Genomic DNA, 14,445 nt, shown 5'->3' on the forward strand with positions numbered 1-14,445 from the left:
AGTGAGAAAAAAGGGCGGCACCGAGCTAGTTTACCACTGCTCGCCACGCAGACGCGCGATTTCCATAGCGTCTTTATCGCCGCGTCCGCTCAGGCAAATCACCAAGTGCTCGTCAGGGGACATGGATTTGGCAATCTCAGCAGCTTTCGCAACAGCATGGCAAGTCTCGAGGGCACACAAGATACCTTCGTTGCGAGCCAAATGGTCAAACGCACCGAGTGCTTCGTCATCGCGGCAAGCCGTGTAGTCTACTCGGCCTGCGTCTTTCCAGAAGCTGTGCTCCGGTCCCACACCAGGGTAGTCTAAGCCTGCCGACATGCTGTGTACATCGGACGTTTGGCCATCTTCGTCTTGCATGACATAGCTGTAGCTGCCATGTAGCACGCCGGGAGCGCCATAGGAAAGTGGCGAAGCGTGATCACCCATCGCATTGCCACGACCACCAGCCTCCACACCTACCAGTCGTACGCTTTTGTCGTCGATAAATGGATAGAACATGCCTGCTGCATTGCTGCCCCCGCCGACGCAGGCGACCACACAGTCTGGCAGTTTGCCGATCGATTCCTGGCATTGCTGCCGACACTCCTTGCCGATCACTGATTGGAAATCACGTACGATCATCGGGAATGGATGAGGGCCGATGACCGAACCGATGATGTAATGTGTGTCTTCCACCGATGACATCCAATCCCGCATGGCCTCGTTGACTGCATCCCGCAGCGTCCGCGAGCCCGATTCAACCGGTTGAACCGTTGCACCCATCAGACGCATACTAAAGACGTTTGGCTTTTGACGACGGACGTCTTCGGCACCCATGTAGACCACGCAAGGTAGGCCGAAGTGAGCGCATGCCGTGGCAGTCGCCACGCCGTGCTGCCCTGCCCCGGTTTCGGCAATGACACGTGTCTTTCCCATTCGCAAAGTGAGCAGGCCTTGTCCCAACGTGTTGTTAATCTTATGTGCGCCGGTATGGTTCAGGTCTTCCCGCTTTAGCCAAATTTGAGCTCCACCGACCGCCTTGCTCATTCGTTTGGCGTGGTAAAGAGGGCTGGGGCGACCCACGAACCGCTTCAGCAGTTCATTGAGTTCGGCTTGGAAATCTGGATCTTTGATCGCTTTGGAATATTCGGCTGTAAGTTGGTCGAGTGCTCGGGTGAGGGTTTCAGGCACGTAACGCCCCCCAAAATCGCCAAATCGTCCAGCGGTGTCTGGAACAGCGGTCAAATTCTCATTTTCGGCAGGTGCGACTGACATGACAAAACTCTATCGACTAAGGAATCAAGCGAACGGGCCGAGCGAATCTTGCATTGGTTTGCCTGATCTCGCTTTGCCAGAAGAATCTAGCACTGACCGCTCAATTCGCAGAAAGTTCACTCTTCTGGAATTTAAGGATACTCGCTCGCCTGAATTTTGACTAATCCCAATTCGAAACAGCTCCTACGTTTCGGACTGCAATTTCGGGCTTCCACTCCAGCCCAGCTTGTCTCGCAGCGACGCATAATCATCTCGGCCAGCGAAACTGACCATTTGAAAGCAGGCTTTCGCTCGACGAACCACCACATGATGTTCCGGCGTCAAATGATGCAGCACGCGGCCGTCGACCACCACCGAGCAAGTCGGATGCTGCTCGATCAATCGCAATTGAAATACCCGATCCGCCGTGTCAACCACAGGTCGCATGGTCAGTGCGTGCGGGCTAATCGGGCTGATGACAAACGCTTGCAGCAAATTTTGCAGGATGGGCCCGCCAGCGGACAAGTTATGAGCCGTCGAGCCGATTGGGGTGCTGATGATCAGGCCGTCGCAACTGTAAGTGGTTGCCAAGTGGCCATCAACATGTAAATCAATTCGCAGCATCGAATAAGGCGGGCCGCCCAAAACCGAAGTTTCATTGAGACCTAATCGGCATTCGATAAGTTGGCCTTGATGCCAGACTTCACACTCAAACATCAGATGCTGCGAGAGTTGGAATTTGCCTTGGCAGATATCAGGCCACTGCTCTAAGAACTTCTTGGGTTGCAGCGCTGCTAGAAACCCCAAACGCCCCAGGTTGATACCCAGCACCGGCCGCTGCAAATATCCCATCTGTCGCGCAGCTTGCAGGATGGACCCATCCCCCCCCATGACAATCACAAGATCGATTACTTCTTCTTTAAATTCGTAATTGAAATCGCGGTCGATCGCTACGATATTCGCTTCACTGCGAAAGGCACTCTCGAGTCGTTTGAACTCCTCGGCGACATGGGGCTTGTTGGGTGCAAGCAAGACTGCAATATTCGGTTTATCGCGTCCCTGCGATCGCCAAGTGGCTTGCGACATGTTGAGTGCTTAACGAGGAATGGCAAAGTTTAGAGTGCTTCATTATAGCTGCATTACAAAGGTTTGTGAGAATGTGACACTCCTTTTCATAATTTCATCAATCTCCCTACTCATTATGTGGCCAGTCGATGTCACCAACCGCAATACATCGGTGACAATTTCGAATCCTGCGTCGCATGGGTGATGAAGAAAAGACACCGCGTGAGCGTTTGGTCTTGTGATCTGCTATAATTGGGCCAAGCAAACGCACTCCCCGCCGTTCCATTCGTGCATCGGATTGCATCGGTATTTTTGCCACATATGACCTGTGCCGCCCAGGTCGCACAGAAGCCCGACAATTAGGTCCTTTATGCAATCAGATCCAGACGCCAAAGTAAGCTCCATTTCGGATAGTGTTCTAGATGGCTTTCAACCCATCGACCCTGCTTTTGTTAAGCTAGAACGCATCATGGGCTGGGTCGTCTGGTTTGTCCTGACCAGCGTTGGCCTTGTGGCCTTGTTGATTGCGTGGCTCAGTTCGTTATCGCAGCTTGGAATGTTGGCGCTCGCGTTAGGCGTAGTCGCAGCCTCTGGTACCCTTGCTTGGCTCGCGCAGGTCTATCCGATGTGGCAGTACAAGGCTGTCGGCTGGCGTCTGGATCAGACAGGCTTACTTATACGCAGAGGAGTCTTTTGGCGGAAAGCGATCGCAGTTCCACGAGCTCGTGTACAGCACGCGGATGTCCATCAAGGGCCTCTGATGCGTCACTATGGGTTGGCCAATCTGATCGTCCATACTGCGGGGACCGAGAATGCCGCAGTCGATGTGCCAGGACTCGAACGTTCCGTGGCGGAGCGTTTGCGAGACGCACTGATTGAAGATCGGGAGCTGAACGATGCCGTCTAACGAACCCTTAAGCGATGCTCCTGCAAACGATGCTCCTGCAAACGATGCTCCTGCAAGCGAATCACCCTGGCAAACGCCCACGAAGGTTGCTGCTGCGCCGCATTGGCTGCATCCGGTTTCGCCGTTGTTCGACATACTGGCAAACGTTCGATCTGTCCTCGTACCGTTGCTTTTCGGAGGCTATGCCGCAATACAGGGTATGACATTTGGTCTGGTCATCGCGAGCATCGTCATCTCAGTCGGTATCGCTGTATCATTGCTTCGTTATGTCTCGCTGCGTTATCAACTGCGCGATGAGGATCTCGTGGTTGATGAAGGGCTCATCTTCCGCAAGCATCGCACGATTCCCGTCCAACGTATCCAAAATATTGACTTGAAACAAAACCTCTTGCATCGCTGGTTGCAGGTGGCTGAAGTGCGCATTGAGACGGCATCAGGCAACGAGCCCGAAGCCGTATTTCGAGTGCTTTCACTGGGCGAGGTGCAACTTTTGCGCGGCGCCGTATCGCTGCTGCGGCAAGGCCAATCTTCCGGCCGCACAGAGCAGACGCTGGATTCTACGCGGATCAGTTCACAGGGTATGGAACGCGGATTGGATCGACCAATCGTCGAGCCTGAGGTGACGTTGGTGGCTAAGATCGGTCTCTCCAGGTTGCTTTTAGCTGGGCTTTTAAGTAACCGTGGCGTGGTTCTGCTGGGGGTGCTGTTCGGGCTTTTCTTTCAGGGGGACTGGTGGACCAGGGGAGCACCGATGCGAGACTCCGTCGAGAGGTTTTCCAAGTCAACTTGGTTGCAAGACTTGGCTAACCATCAGCTATCGATCGTCGTTGTGGTCTTGATGGGATTAGCCTTGGGATTACTGCTTATCAAACTATTTTCCATGGCATGGTACGTGTTAAGGTTTTATGGTTACCAGCTTGAATTAATCAAGGATGATCTTCAAATTCGCTGCGGATTGTTGACGCAACTATCCGCCACGATCCCTCGCAAACGCATTCAATTGATAAGTATCCATCGCTCGTTTCTTCAGCGAAAGCTTGGCATGGCCACCATTCGCATTGAGACCGCGGGGGGGGCTGGGAAGTCAGATGACGCTGCTTCTTCCATCGGTCGACGTTGGTTTATGCCAATTGTCTCAGAGGCCGAGCTACCTGTTGTCATGGAACATTTAAGGCCTGGCTTGAATTGGCAGCAGGACGATTTGGACTGGCGACCGCTGGCTCCCCGCGCTGGTAAACGCATGGGACGCTTGAGTGCGCTGGTTGCTTTGCTTGTTTCGTTAGCTGTTGGCATCACGCTGCGTCCATGGGGCTTACTGCTGGTCTTCATCGCGGTGCCATCGGCCGCTTGGTATGCGGGCCGCCGGGCAAAGACGATGAAGTATGCACGTCGCGGGACTGGCGTATTCTACCGATCAGGAGTGCTGTTAAAGAAGTACTCAGTGACGTTCGTCGACAAAACGCAAACAATCGCTCTTCATCAATCACCTTTCGACCGCCGCTGGGAAATGGCTACGCTTGCTGTCGACACGGCAGCCGCCGGTCCAGCAGACCACCGAATTTCCATTGGTATGCTGGACGTCGGATTTGCCGAGCAAGAGTTTCGTCAGCTTGCACAGTTATCTTCTGAAAAACAGGTTCAGTGGAGCTAGTTCGCGACGGCTTGATGGTCTGTGTCCCCGTAAGCTGCCCAACGTAGGCCTTCGACCAATGTTTTGAGAAAGACAGGGTCGCTGAAGGTTTCATTGGAATGCCCGTAGGTCGTTCCGAAAACTCTTGCTTTGCCGAATTGGTTGATCCAATAAACCGGATGTTCTTTGCCATCTCGCTCGCTTTTGGAGAACGCCAGCGGTGTGGTGTTGGGCCAGACTTTGTCAATGATATACAGTTCGTCCATCGCACTTTTGTAGTCATCCGGAATGTGCTGCACGATTGGATGTGGACTCGTTGCTTTGCGGACTGGGTAATGGCTTTGATGATCATGTCTTTTGCTCGTGACGCCCAAGAATTCTCGCCAATCATCAATGGTCGCTGACCGATAGGTGTGCATCGCGCAGTGTATGACAACAGCATTCACGCCTGCCTTATGGACGTCGGTGATCTTACGAATGTATTCTGGGTCAGTCGTATCGGCGAAACATTCGTTATGAATGACGACATCGTACCCCTCGGCCCAATGCGGGTTGTCGTACAGTTCAATTTGCGCTTGCGTTCCCCTGCCCCCTTCGTTAACGACCGTCCATTGTGCAGAGAGCCCTTGCTCCTTGACCGCTAGCTGCATCGCTTTGGCTTGATACTCGTAGTCATGGCAACAGCCGCCTGTGACTAGCAGGATACGGATTTGCTGTTGCGCCGCAGCGGGTTCCGATTGAGCGGAGGCCACTTTGGCAAATAAACAGGCCGTCATTAGGACAGCGATCGACAATCGCAACATAGGAGGGCTTTCCATGAAACTGAAAGGTGGGAAAATCTGGACACTGGACTACCGCAGTATAATCTACCACTTGAAATAATGGAGTAAGGGCGAAGTTCAGCGGAAGAAATGCACGGAAAGGCCCAAGGGGATGAGGAAACGCAAAGAAGCTGAAATGTTTGAATGTCCGCATTGCGGAGGTAACGTTCGCGTCGGCGCGAAAGCTTGTCCTCATTGCGGCTCGGATAAAGAAACGGGCTGGTCCGAAGATTTCAATTCCGAATACGAGGAAGATGACTTCGATTACGACGATTATGTCCAACGGAAATTCCCAAGTCACGCTGACCCTGCCGCTGCCTCTCAACGTAAGAAAGCTTGGGTGACCTTCATCGTTTTTCTGCTAGTGGCCATCTTTTTGCTATCCGCTTTTACATTTTGAGTCTGCGAGACACGCTTGTGTAGCGGTTCACTGTTTGTTGAGATATTTGCCGGAACTCAGCTCAATTCAGAATCCAAAATAGTGCAGCAACAGCTTGCTGTCGCCGTTAGTTTTCCACGATGGTCAACGATATCGCAGTCAACAAAACCTATACGTAGGCCGCGTTGTCGGACTTTGGCTTTGGCTGTCAATGAAGAACCCCGAACGGCACGAATGAAATGAACGTGCAAATCCAACGTAGCAAAGTTTTGGCTATCTTCCAGCGTTCGACCAAACGCGATACCCATCGCCGCATCGGCCAGTACTGCGTAGACACCGCCGTGCACTCGCCCCATCGGATTGTGCAACCGATCTGAAATCGGTAAGTGCACGGTCGCTTCTCCTGCGAGCCCAGGTTCGACTTGTAACCCGATCAACTGCGAGATCGGAGCATTGTCAAATCGATCACTGCCAGGACCGGGATTTGTTAGGGGTGGTTCGTTCAAGCTGCTGCATTCTGTGGTAGATGTATCCCGAATCAATATTGATATTGTAAGCCGAGATCAAGCATATGCACGCTCAAATGCGATTCCGTAAAGTTAAACGCCGGGCGAAGTACGGTCGGTGGGACTTGGACATCGACGGTCAAATCTGCATCCAAAGCATCGCCAACTCGGGAAACTTTCGGTAAACGCAAGAAACTGTAGCCGATTGTGAAGTGCAGATTGTTGGTCAACAAGTAGGCTGCGTTGATTCCGAATTCGGGCACTAACACAAACGTATCGTCTTCAAATCGTCCGACATTGGTCGCTTGATTGGCTAGCAAGCCGCTGGTGTTAAAATCGTCGATGTAGACCGATCGATTCATCTTGCCGAAGCTTAACTTGGCAAAGCCATCAAAGTACCAGCAACCATCATGAGCCGTGCGGAGCAAGCCGATCTGGCCGCCATTGAATTGATTGGCCGCTTCAAAGTACTCGCGCTGGGCTTGTGGTAAGCCTCGGATGTCCGTGCCAATGCTCAAGCTTTCCGTGAAACGCACTTGTTGATAGCCCCAAAGAAAATCGGTCCGAACCAAATCGTCTTCGGCTAGTCGTTTACGAACAAGCAGATCGCCGCCTTCTAATGTTGATCGCAACGCAATGTCGAGTGTGCCGACTACGGATGGTGCTGGGTTGCCAACGACAACGGAGTTTCGTTGATTCGGTACGGCCTGAATGAAAGGTCGGGAAATCACTGGTGTCGTGGTGGAATCAAAGCGGGCGCTGGCGGTATGATCCCCGGAATCATACAGGCGAAGCCACAAGGCTCGTTCATGTATGGGGTCAATCCAATAAGTAAGTTCCCCTCGGACACCAGCCTTTGAACCATCCAGCAATGCCCCGCCGCCAAACAACGTGTTTTGCGCTGTGACGGGAGTGCTTTGATTTATGATCGCGCTGGATGCCAACACCGGTAGATTGGCCTCCGACTTCCAGAAATGAACCGACGATACGCGAAACTGCATTCGGTTGACGATGCTGCAAGCGAATCCCACGGGGTTACACAGCGGATTAATGAAAGTGAAACAAGGCGGAGCTCCACACGCAGGCGAGTTGCAGATCGAGAACCCGCAACCACCATCACACCCACTGTGGCCGCAACCGGAGTATCCGTCGCAGCCATCGAAAGACCATTGTGAGTCAAATTCCGCATGGTCGGCCATCATCGGATCGTAGGTCTCATGACTGAGCGAACCGGGCTGCATTCGCATGGGTTCTTTGCTTGCGGAATCAGCGATTGCATCAGGAATTGGAATCGGTGAAGGTTCGTCCGTGGTGCGCAGAGTACTAGCCATTCGAATGGCTGCCGGCTCGCTGGGCTCGACGGAGATTTGCAACTGTTGACGGCTGGTCAGCCCGCGGTTTCGATTGGCCGGCGTGACTGCTCGGCGTACGCTCGATTGCACTTCGGCAGCCTGCGGATCTTCAAATACCAGCGCTTGGGACTCTTGCCCGACTGCCGCATTGAACAGGCAATGACCGATCGCGAAAGAGGTCGTCAGTGCGAAAAATTTCAGCTTATGTAGGGGCGTATTTCCAGTCACGCTCATCGGTCGCATTCCTAAGCAAGGAGGATCAGGAAGCTTTGGCCTAGCCTTGGACGCAGCGAACGCATTCAAGACAAACCAAGCCTTGTCATGCGTATCGGCTTTTCCGGCAGGGCAGGATGAGAAAAACTGGAAGACCTTGCCGGTTGTGTGGTTTTTACCGATTGCGTTGCTTATAGCTTTGTTGGTTCCGGCGAGCGGAGGGTCCCACTGCGGTCCGCTTGCCAGATGGTGTCGTTCGTTACGTCAATTGCTGTCAATACGCCACCACCGTAGCAGTAGGTATCGATGCAGACCAAATGAGGCATCGAGACAATCTCGCCTTGGCGGTTGTGCGTATGCCCGACAATTGCACGCCGACCGCTAAAGTGCGGGTCTGGCAAGTATTCGGTGAGTTTGATCCAACGTAAAAGGTCTTCGGGCTGCTCGGATGGCTCGATTTCGGCGTCGTAATTGGCGTGAAAAAACAAATGCGTATCGGTCTCGTGATAGTCCCGCAATTCCTTGAGAAACTCGCGATGAGATTCCGGTACGACGGCTAAATCGCCTACGAAACCATACGAATCCAGCGTATCTACTCCGCCATGCCGGAGCCAATCATAGGGTTCATGGTCATCCAGAACCACAATTTTCATCATCTCCTCGTGGTTCCCAAGCAGAGTCACCAGATTGCAATGCGGTCGTAAAGCGATAAGGCGGTCAATGACTTGTTTGGAGTGAGGACCACGATCCACATAGTCCCCCAAGGTAATAAGCGTATCGTCAGCGGACGGCGAAATAGCATCTAATAGGGCTGCTAGTGCGTAATCGCATCCGTGAATGTCGCCAATTGCGATAGTTCTTCCGGGCATAGGTCTGTAACGAGGAGTGGAAGGCGGTGAGGTTTATGTAGAAAAATAGTATAGACTACTACTTTGCTAAATATCAAAACCCCAGAAAAGCGAAATGAGCACCTAATGTACGCGAAAACTGAGCAAAAGTTCCCTTCACCTTGGGCTTGATTTTGAATGGAAGACACACGTCACGGGTTCTACGATGCTCAAACGCTAAGCTATGGTTGGTTGCTGTCCCTTTTTTCTTGCGATAACTATTCTCACAGATTTTGTGGAACGATCCTTCCAGAACCGATAACCGGCACCCAGCGAGCCTTTCAAAGTTGATTCTATGAGCGTACCGCAAGACTCGATCGCGAAGTTCTACAATGTGGTGATTAGCAGTGGCCTGATCAACCAGAATCAATGGAACTACATCTTGCGGCTAGCAAGGCATCGGTTGTCCACAGGCGATGTGGGGGCGGTTGATTTAAACGGAGAAGATAGCGTCACTCCCTTTCCCCAACAGTCCTTGGACCCCGCGTATGTCGCGACCTTGATGGCTGAGCAGGGGTGGGTGACGCCTTACCAAGTTGAGCAGTTGCTCGCCGGCCGTTCGCGATTCTTCTTGGGCTCGTATCTGATCACCGAGTTCATTGGTCAAGGTGGGATGGGGCATGTCTTCAAAGCAACGCATCGATTCATGAGTCGAGAGTGCGCGGTCAAGGTCCTGCCGACGGCGAAATCGACGACGGAATCCGTCGAGGGCTTTATGCGTGAGATCCAGATGCAAGCCAAACTGGATCATCGACATCTCGTCCGGGCCTACGATGCTGGCCAAGATGGCAACGTACACTTTTTAGTGACCGAGTACGTGCCTGGGATGGACCTTCGCAAGTTGGTCAAGCAGCAAGGTCCGCTGAGCGTCACGCAATCAGCATCGATCATTATGCAAGCGGCGCTCGGTCTGCAGTACGCTCACGAACAAGGGCTGATTCATCGCGATGTGAAACCAGGCAATATTCTGGTCACCCCAGATGGCGTTGCGAAAGTGAGCGACGTAGGCCTAGCTGGATTCGCGGCGGATTTGTTTTCCGATCCGCGAGCGGGCAAGATTGTTGGTACCGCCGATTACTTGTCGCCAGAGCAGATCAAGTCCCCCTTGACCGTTAGCCCAGCTAGCGATGTCTACTCGCTGGGCTGTACGCTTTATTATGCGGTGTGCGGCAAAGTCCCCTTTCCCGGAGGCGATACGCGTACCAAACTCAGTCGTCATCTTTCCGAAGCACCGCGGCACCCCCGTCGCTTTGCACCACAATTGAGCGACGAGTTTGTCGACATCATTGCCGATATGATGGAAAAAGACGTCGATCGCAGAACACAGACTTGCGCCGAAGTGGCCGCCAGACTTGAACCATGGGCTGCCGAGTCATCAGTTGATCATGAAGACCAGTGGGCACGCAGTCCGTGGTTAGCGCCACCGCCGCCTAGCGCGGATCTGGAAGTGGATCTTTCGGAATTTGGAAGTGAAACATCACTTGATTCTGGCCGGCAAGAGCCATCCGTGGGCAATCTGCTGTCCAAAGGCAACCTGCGGAATGCGCAAGAGTTGAGGGAAACGGGGGAGGTCTCACCGCCACTAGATGGGCTCAGCGGCGCGCTGATGGGAGCTGCAAAATCCTCTACGAAAATGTCACCCGCAATGATCATCGGGTTGACTGTCGCAATTGTGCTGCCGCCGGCCCTACTGGTCGGATTTATTCTGGGCTACCTGTTTCGCCGATGACTTCTAGCAAGCGTTCCACAAGTTCTGCGTACGGAATCCGGGTTTTGTAAAGCAAGACTGAACGCAGTAGAGCTGGTGGAAGCTTTTGCAATTCTTGCTCATGGTCATGATGAGCAATAATCAGTAAGTTTTCATCTTGAAATTGGTAGAAGGTCTGCAATTTCGCTTCGACGTATTGCGGAGTCCAAAACCCCATGATCTCTACGTGCAGCTTTTTGCCTGAGGCATGCTGCAGCAAAAAGTCGGGCATATAAATTTTTTGATGGTGTACCAACAAGTCGGCTTCGCGCTCCAGCGTCCAACCAGGCACTGGCGCTGCTTGCCACTTGGTCATCAGGTCCGCCTCGATTTCGGAGTCGAAGTCTTCGGGAGATGCGATCGGAGAGCTCAAACCGTCTTCACTGGACAGGCACAATTGCATGGTTCGACCAAAACGAGTTTCAATGGAAGCGATTAAACGCCAGTCCTTGCAGCTTAACAAGGCAGGAATCATTTTCGCCATCGCCACTCCGTAGCGTCTGGTCGTTCGCAACGCGCTGGCAGGTCCGCTGAGCGAGAAGATGAATTCACCATCGTTGCCTGAGCGGATCAAATGCATCAATCGCGAAAGTTTGATGGTCCGTGTGACCGTCTTCAAATCGCTTTTGGCCCACAGTTTCAGTCCAGTTGCGCGATAGAGGCAGGCTTGGATTTGAGCGACATTGTAACGTGACAAGAGTGCCGCTGCGTTTACATAACCGTCGAATGCAACCAGAGTATGAAACTCCATGACATCGGCAAACAAGTTGCGCTGGATCTCAGACCATGGTATTTCCAGTTGCTGGGCAATCGCGTGTTTGACCTCCCATTGCTCGCTGCAAAAGACGCCTTGTTTTTGATTGACCAGCGGGTGCTTGGATGCAGATAGCTGAAAAACTTGTTGTCGCAGTTTCGAAGCTTTGCGACTGGCATCCTGGTTGTACTGGCTGACATCATCCAGCAACTTTATCAGTGCTGCCATGCGGCGACTGGAACAATCGGTCAATTGGTCCAGCACAGCTTCACAACGTTGATGAATGTCTTGTCGAGTGGCCCCAACGCTATCTCGGTACACTTGCAGCAACTGTTCCGCCGCAGGAAGGTAATGGGCGTGGTCGATTCGATTGAGCCGGTCTGGCAAGACAAGCCCTTTCTGGAAATCGTATTTCGCCAAAGCCTGTTCTGACGTTAGCATTTCGGGTTCCTAGCTCCGATCGGGCTTAGCATCTGAAGAAAGCTTGGCAGGCCGCATTCGAGGTCGATACGCGTCATTTCGCCGACGTGCCCGAGATCGTTTGTTCTCACTGGTTTCCGCCAGAACCACTTCGTACAAAGTCGCTTCGCCGTAAACCGATTTGCGTAAGATTCTACCTAACCGCTGTTTGGCTTGGCGAGCTGAACTGCTGCCACCGACAACGACGGCTACTTTTGCATCGGGGAGATCGATGCCTTCATCGAGAATTTGATTTGCTACGATCACTGGATAAGTTCCGTTCTCAAAGCCCTGCAGAATGTCCAATCGCTCCTTCTTGCCGCAATGGCTGAGCAAGCATGGGACCAAGAAACGCAACGATACTTCGCGGGCCATGGCGTTGGAGCCTACAAAAACAATCATTGGCTCGCCGACGTGCAGACGAAATAAATCCTCTAAGACTCTTAGCTTTTCTTCAGCTCGATTCTCGATCGCCATCTTTTGACGAAACGATTTGACTACCGAGCGTGCTGTCGGATCAAGGTCCGATTGCTGGCACAGTTTCTCCCATGTAAACGAGCGGTCTTCCTGGCGGCGTTCATACACGTAGGTTTGTATTTGTTCTGAAAGTTGATCGTAGCGAGTTTGTTCCGTGGTCGAGAGGGCAACAGGAACGCGAACTATTCGATAGCTGGCGAGAATATCACCCGCAGCTTCGCTAACGGACAACTCGTAGGCAGTTTCTCCAATTAAGTAGGCGAGGTCCGTATGCTTTCCGTCGCTGCGATGCGGTGTTGCGGTCAAACCAATTCGATAAGGCGCCGCAGACATCAATGCCGCGTCGCGATAAAAATTCCCTGGCAGGTGATGGCACTCGTCGAAGACAACCAGCGAGAAACGATGGCCCAGCGAGTTCATATGAATCGAAGCGCTGTCGTATGTGGTAACCGAAATCGGTTTCACGTTGAAGTTGTTATCGCCAATGATTCCTGCATCATAGCCCAGCAGTTCGTAGACGCGACGATGCCACTGGTACATCAAGTCCCGAATGGGAGCGACAAAGAGCGTTGATACTGCGAGCCGTCGGGCTGCCTCAATTGCGACCACGGTCTTGCCTGTTCCGGTCGGCATGACCACTAGGCCTCGGTGGTTTTTGGCAGCGAGCGCCTCTAAGGCAAGTTCTTGTTGTGGTCGCAATTTGGGAAGGTTGTTTTGTGACCAAGCAACTTTCTGCCAGCGGGCCACTTGGTCATCCACTTTGCCAGCGACCAACGCCAGGGACCGCCGAATTTCGCTGTACCACAAAGGGTCGATGCGATACTTACCAACTCGAGCATCAAATACCCACGGCATGGCTGGGAATATGCGCTGGATACCCTCGGAGCTAAATCCGCTTAGCAGCAAAGTGCCTTGATCGAAATCGATGGACGGGTAGTGCGTGTTCATTAGCAAGCGTTAGCAGAGGTTAATGAGCAGCCACCAAAATTTGCTTTGAGCTTCAAAGGTCTCCGAAGATCGGATATCGCATTAGCCAAAGTTTACCTCTTAGCTGTCAGATCAACAAAGGAGAAGTGTCGATTTTGACCAGACTTGAAACTCGATAACGGCATACGGGCCAACTCAGTCAGACCGTAGCCTTGCTGTTTGGGTCGAGCGTGTCAATGAGTCACTTTTAGAAAAAGATTTGGCAGCGGTCCAACTAGTGACGCAGCGTGGCAGGCCCCTTGGGGGTAAAGGTTGGAGGGAGTTACGCCTCAACCTCGAATCAACAATGCGTCCCGCAGGCAGAAAACGGGTTCGCTCCGCCCAAAGACGACAACAACGAGGCCTGACCCTTTTTGATCCTAACCACCGGACGAGCCGGTGGGATTCTGGCTATGGCGGACTCTTTGGTGTAGCGAGATACCCAACGATCCACTGGACAAGCCAGTGGGATTTGGATCGCGCTGTGGTGCAAGCATCGACGCGAAGCTTGGCCTTGTGCCCAAACTTCGCAATGGGATTGGTGCGCTAAGAGCGACCGGATTTCTTATGGCAGGAGAATCAGGGCAGTAGAATAGATTCCTTGACCATTCTCCTGCCCCCATTCTCTTGCCCTGACCTCGCCATGGGATTGCTGGGCTAAAGTATGACGTGCGTGCATGTCCGATTGGGGCTTGCCCCCATCGGACACCGCTTTGGAGTTCTAGCAGGAGAAGGCGGGGACGCGGACGAATTTAGCACACCAATCCTATTGCGACGCGTTGGGGCAAGCCCAACGGTCGCTCAGGGATCACCCTCACGCAACAAATGACGCTGCGTTTGGAAAGTGAAGCTGGGCCTTGTGCCCAGTCTTCGCAATGGGATTGGTGCACTAAAGTGATTGGTGTAGCGAAAAGCCGGACGAGCCAGCGGAATCTCTAATGCTCCCGGCTTGTCCGGGAGATCGTTACGTTTCTAGCTACATGCTTACGACCAAACAAACTCTTTAACGCTAATGCTCCTGGCTTGCCCAGGAGATCGTTCCGTTTCTT

The 14,445-nt window shown here is 52.8% G+C and carries 12 protein-coding genes; 4 read left to right on the forward strand and 8 right to left on the reverse strand.

The window, feature by feature from the left end:
- Nucleotides 1-30: 30 nt before the first annotated feature.
- Both trpB and SH302x_RS03210 read right to left on the reverse strand, forming a co-directional pair.
- A complete protein-coding gene (gene trpB / locus SH302x_RS03205) occupies nucleotides 31-1,254 on the reverse strand; it encodes a tryptophan synthase subunit beta (RefSeq protein WP_479367296.1) in 1,224 nt (407 codons plus the stop codon).
- 183 nt (nucleotides 1,255-1,437) lie between these two features.
- The gene (locus tag SH302x_RS03210) at nucleotides 1,438-2,319 is read right to left on the reverse strand and encodes an NAD(+)/NADH kinase (RefSeq protein WP_479367297.1); all 882 of its coding nucleotides are present in this window, start codon (nucleotides 2,317-2,319) and stop codon (nucleotides 1,438-1,440) included.
- Between the two features lie 349 nt (nucleotides 2,320-2,668).
- Between SH302x_RS03210 and SH302x_RS03215 the strand changes: the two genes are divergently transcribed.
- Nucleotides 2,669-3,205 carry a PH domain-containing protein gene (locus SH302x_RS03215; protein WP_479367298.1) on the forward strand — a complete coding sequence of 179 codons (537 nt, stop codon included), beginning with the start codon at nucleotides 2,669-2,671 and terminating at the stop codon, nucleotides 3,203-3,205.
- Nucleotides 3,195-4,856, forward strand: coding sequence for a PH domain-containing protein (locus SH302x_RS03220; protein ID WP_479367299.1), 1,662 nt, complete (start codon nucleotides 3,195-3,197; stop codon nucleotides 4,854-4,856). Before SH302x_RS03215 ends, SH302x_RS03220 begins: the two co-directional genes overlap by 11 nt.
- Here SH302x_RS03220 and SH302x_RS03225 read toward each other — a convergent pair.
- Nucleotides 4,853-5,653 (reverse strand): ThuA domain-containing protein, encoded by an 801-nt coding sequence (locus tag SH302x_RS03225; RefSeq protein WP_479367300.1) that lies wholly within the window; start codon nucleotides 5,651-5,653, stop codon nucleotides 4,853-4,855. The genes SH302x_RS03220 and SH302x_RS03225 overlap by 4 nt on opposite strands.
- 139 nt (nucleotides 5,654-5,792) lie before the next feature.
- Here SH302x_RS03225 and SH302x_RS03230 point away from each other — a divergent pair, with 139 nt between their 5' ends.
- On the forward strand, nucleotides 5,793-6,056 hold the full coding sequence (locus SH302x_RS03230) for a zinc ribbon domain-containing protein (RefSeq protein WP_479367302.1): 264 nt from the start codon (nucleotides 5,793-5,795) through the stop codon (nucleotides 6,054-6,056).
- A 56-nt stretch (nucleotides 6,057-6,112) separates the two neighbouring features.
- Here SH302x_RS03230 and SH302x_RS03235 read toward each other — a convergent pair whose 3' ends face one another.
- The 3 genes from SH302x_RS03235 to SH302x_RS03245 form a co-directional block, all read right to left on the reverse strand.
- Nucleotides 6,113-6,541, reverse strand: coding sequence for a PaaI family thioesterase (locus tag SH302x_RS03235; protein ID WP_479367303.1), 429 nt, complete (start codon nucleotides 6,539-6,541; stop codon nucleotides 6,113-6,115).
- 32 nt (nucleotides 6,542-6,573) lie between these two features.
- Complete coding sequence (locus SH302x_RS03240; protein WP_479367305.1) at nucleotides 6,574-8,127, reverse strand: BBP7 family outer membrane beta-barrel protein; 1,554 nt, start codon at nucleotides 8,125-8,127, stop codon at nucleotides 6,574-6,576.
- Nucleotides 8,128-8,297: 170 nt separating this feature from the next.
- Nucleotides 8,298-8,975, reverse strand: coding sequence for a metallophosphoesterase (locus tag SH302x_RS03245; RefSeq protein WP_479367306.1), 678 nt, complete (start codon nucleotides 8,973-8,975; stop codon nucleotides 8,298-8,300).
- Nucleotides 8,976-9,288: 313 nt separating this feature from the next.
- Between SH302x_RS03245 and SH302x_RS03250 the strand changes: the two genes are divergently transcribed.
- Nucleotides 9,289-10,722, forward strand: a complete 1,434-nt coding sequence (locus SH302x_RS03250; protein ID WP_479367307.1) for a serine/threonine protein kinase — start codon at nucleotides 9,289-9,291, stop codon at nucleotides 10,720-10,722.
- Here SH302x_RS03250 and SH302x_RS03255 read toward each other — a convergent pair.
- Together SH302x_RS03255 and SH302x_RS03260 are read right to left on the reverse strand one after the other, a co-directional pair.
- Nucleotides 10,694-11,935 (reverse strand): DUF790 family protein, encoded by a 1,242-nt coding sequence (locus SH302x_RS03255; protein WP_479367309.1) that lies wholly within the window; start codon nucleotides 11,933-11,935, stop codon nucleotides 10,694-10,696. The genes SH302x_RS03250 and SH302x_RS03255 overlap by 29 nt on opposite strands.
- Nucleotides 11,936-11,944: 9 nt before the next feature.
- Nucleotides 11,945-13,378: a DEAD/DEAH box helicase family protein gene (locus tag SH302x_RS03260; RefSeq protein WP_479367310.1), complete on the reverse strand. Its 1,434-nt coding sequence runs from the start codon at nucleotides 13,376-13,378 to the stop codon at nucleotides 11,945-11,947.
- Between the last annotated feature and the right edge of the window lie 1,067 nt (nucleotides 13,379-14,445).

The sequence above is a fragment of the Njordella calcicola genome (assembly GCF_056494125.1).

Coding starts and splice junctions, on each gene's coding strand:
- trpB (WP_479367296.1), bottom strand. CDS start 1,254: ATGTCAGTCGCACCTGCCGAAAATGAGAATTTGACCGCTGTTCCAGAC.
- SH302x_RS03210 (WP_479367297.1), bottom strand. CDS start 2,319: ATGTCGCAAGCCACTTGGCGATCGCAGGGACGCGATAAACCGAATATT.
- SH302x_RS03215 (WP_479367298.1), top strand. CDS start 2,669: ATGCAATCAGATCCAGACGCCAAAGTAAGCTCCATTTCGGATAGTGTT.
- SH302x_RS03220 (WP_479367299.1), top strand. CDS start 3,195: ATGCCGTCTAACGAACCCTTAAGCGATGCTCCTGCAAACGATGCTCCT.
- SH302x_RS03225 (WP_479367300.1), bottom strand. CDS start 5,653: ATGGAAAGCCCTCCTATGTTGCGATTGTCGATCGCTGTCCTAATGACG.
- SH302x_RS03230 (WP_479367302.1), top strand. CDS start 5,793: ATGTTTGAATGTCCGCATTGCGGAGGTAACGTTCGCGTCGGCGCGAAA.
- SH302x_RS03240 (WP_479367305.1), bottom strand. CDS start 8,127: ATGAGCGTGACTGGAAATACGCCCCTACATAAGCTGAAATTTTTCGCA.
- SH302x_RS03245 (WP_479367306.1), bottom strand. CDS start 8,975: ATGCCCGGAAGAACTATCGCAATTGGCGACATTCACGGATGCGATTAC.
- SH302x_RS03250 (WP_479367307.1), top strand. CDS start 9,289: ATGAGCGTACCGCAAGACTCGATCGCGAAGTTCTACAATGTGGTGATT.
- SH302x_RS03255 (WP_479367309.1), bottom strand. CDS start 11,935: ATGCTAACGTCAGAACAGGCTTTGGCGAAATACGATTTCCAGAAAGGG.
- SH302x_RS03260 (WP_479367310.1), bottom strand. CDS start 13,378: ATGAACACGCACTACCCGTCCATCGATTTCGATCAAGGCACTTTGCTG.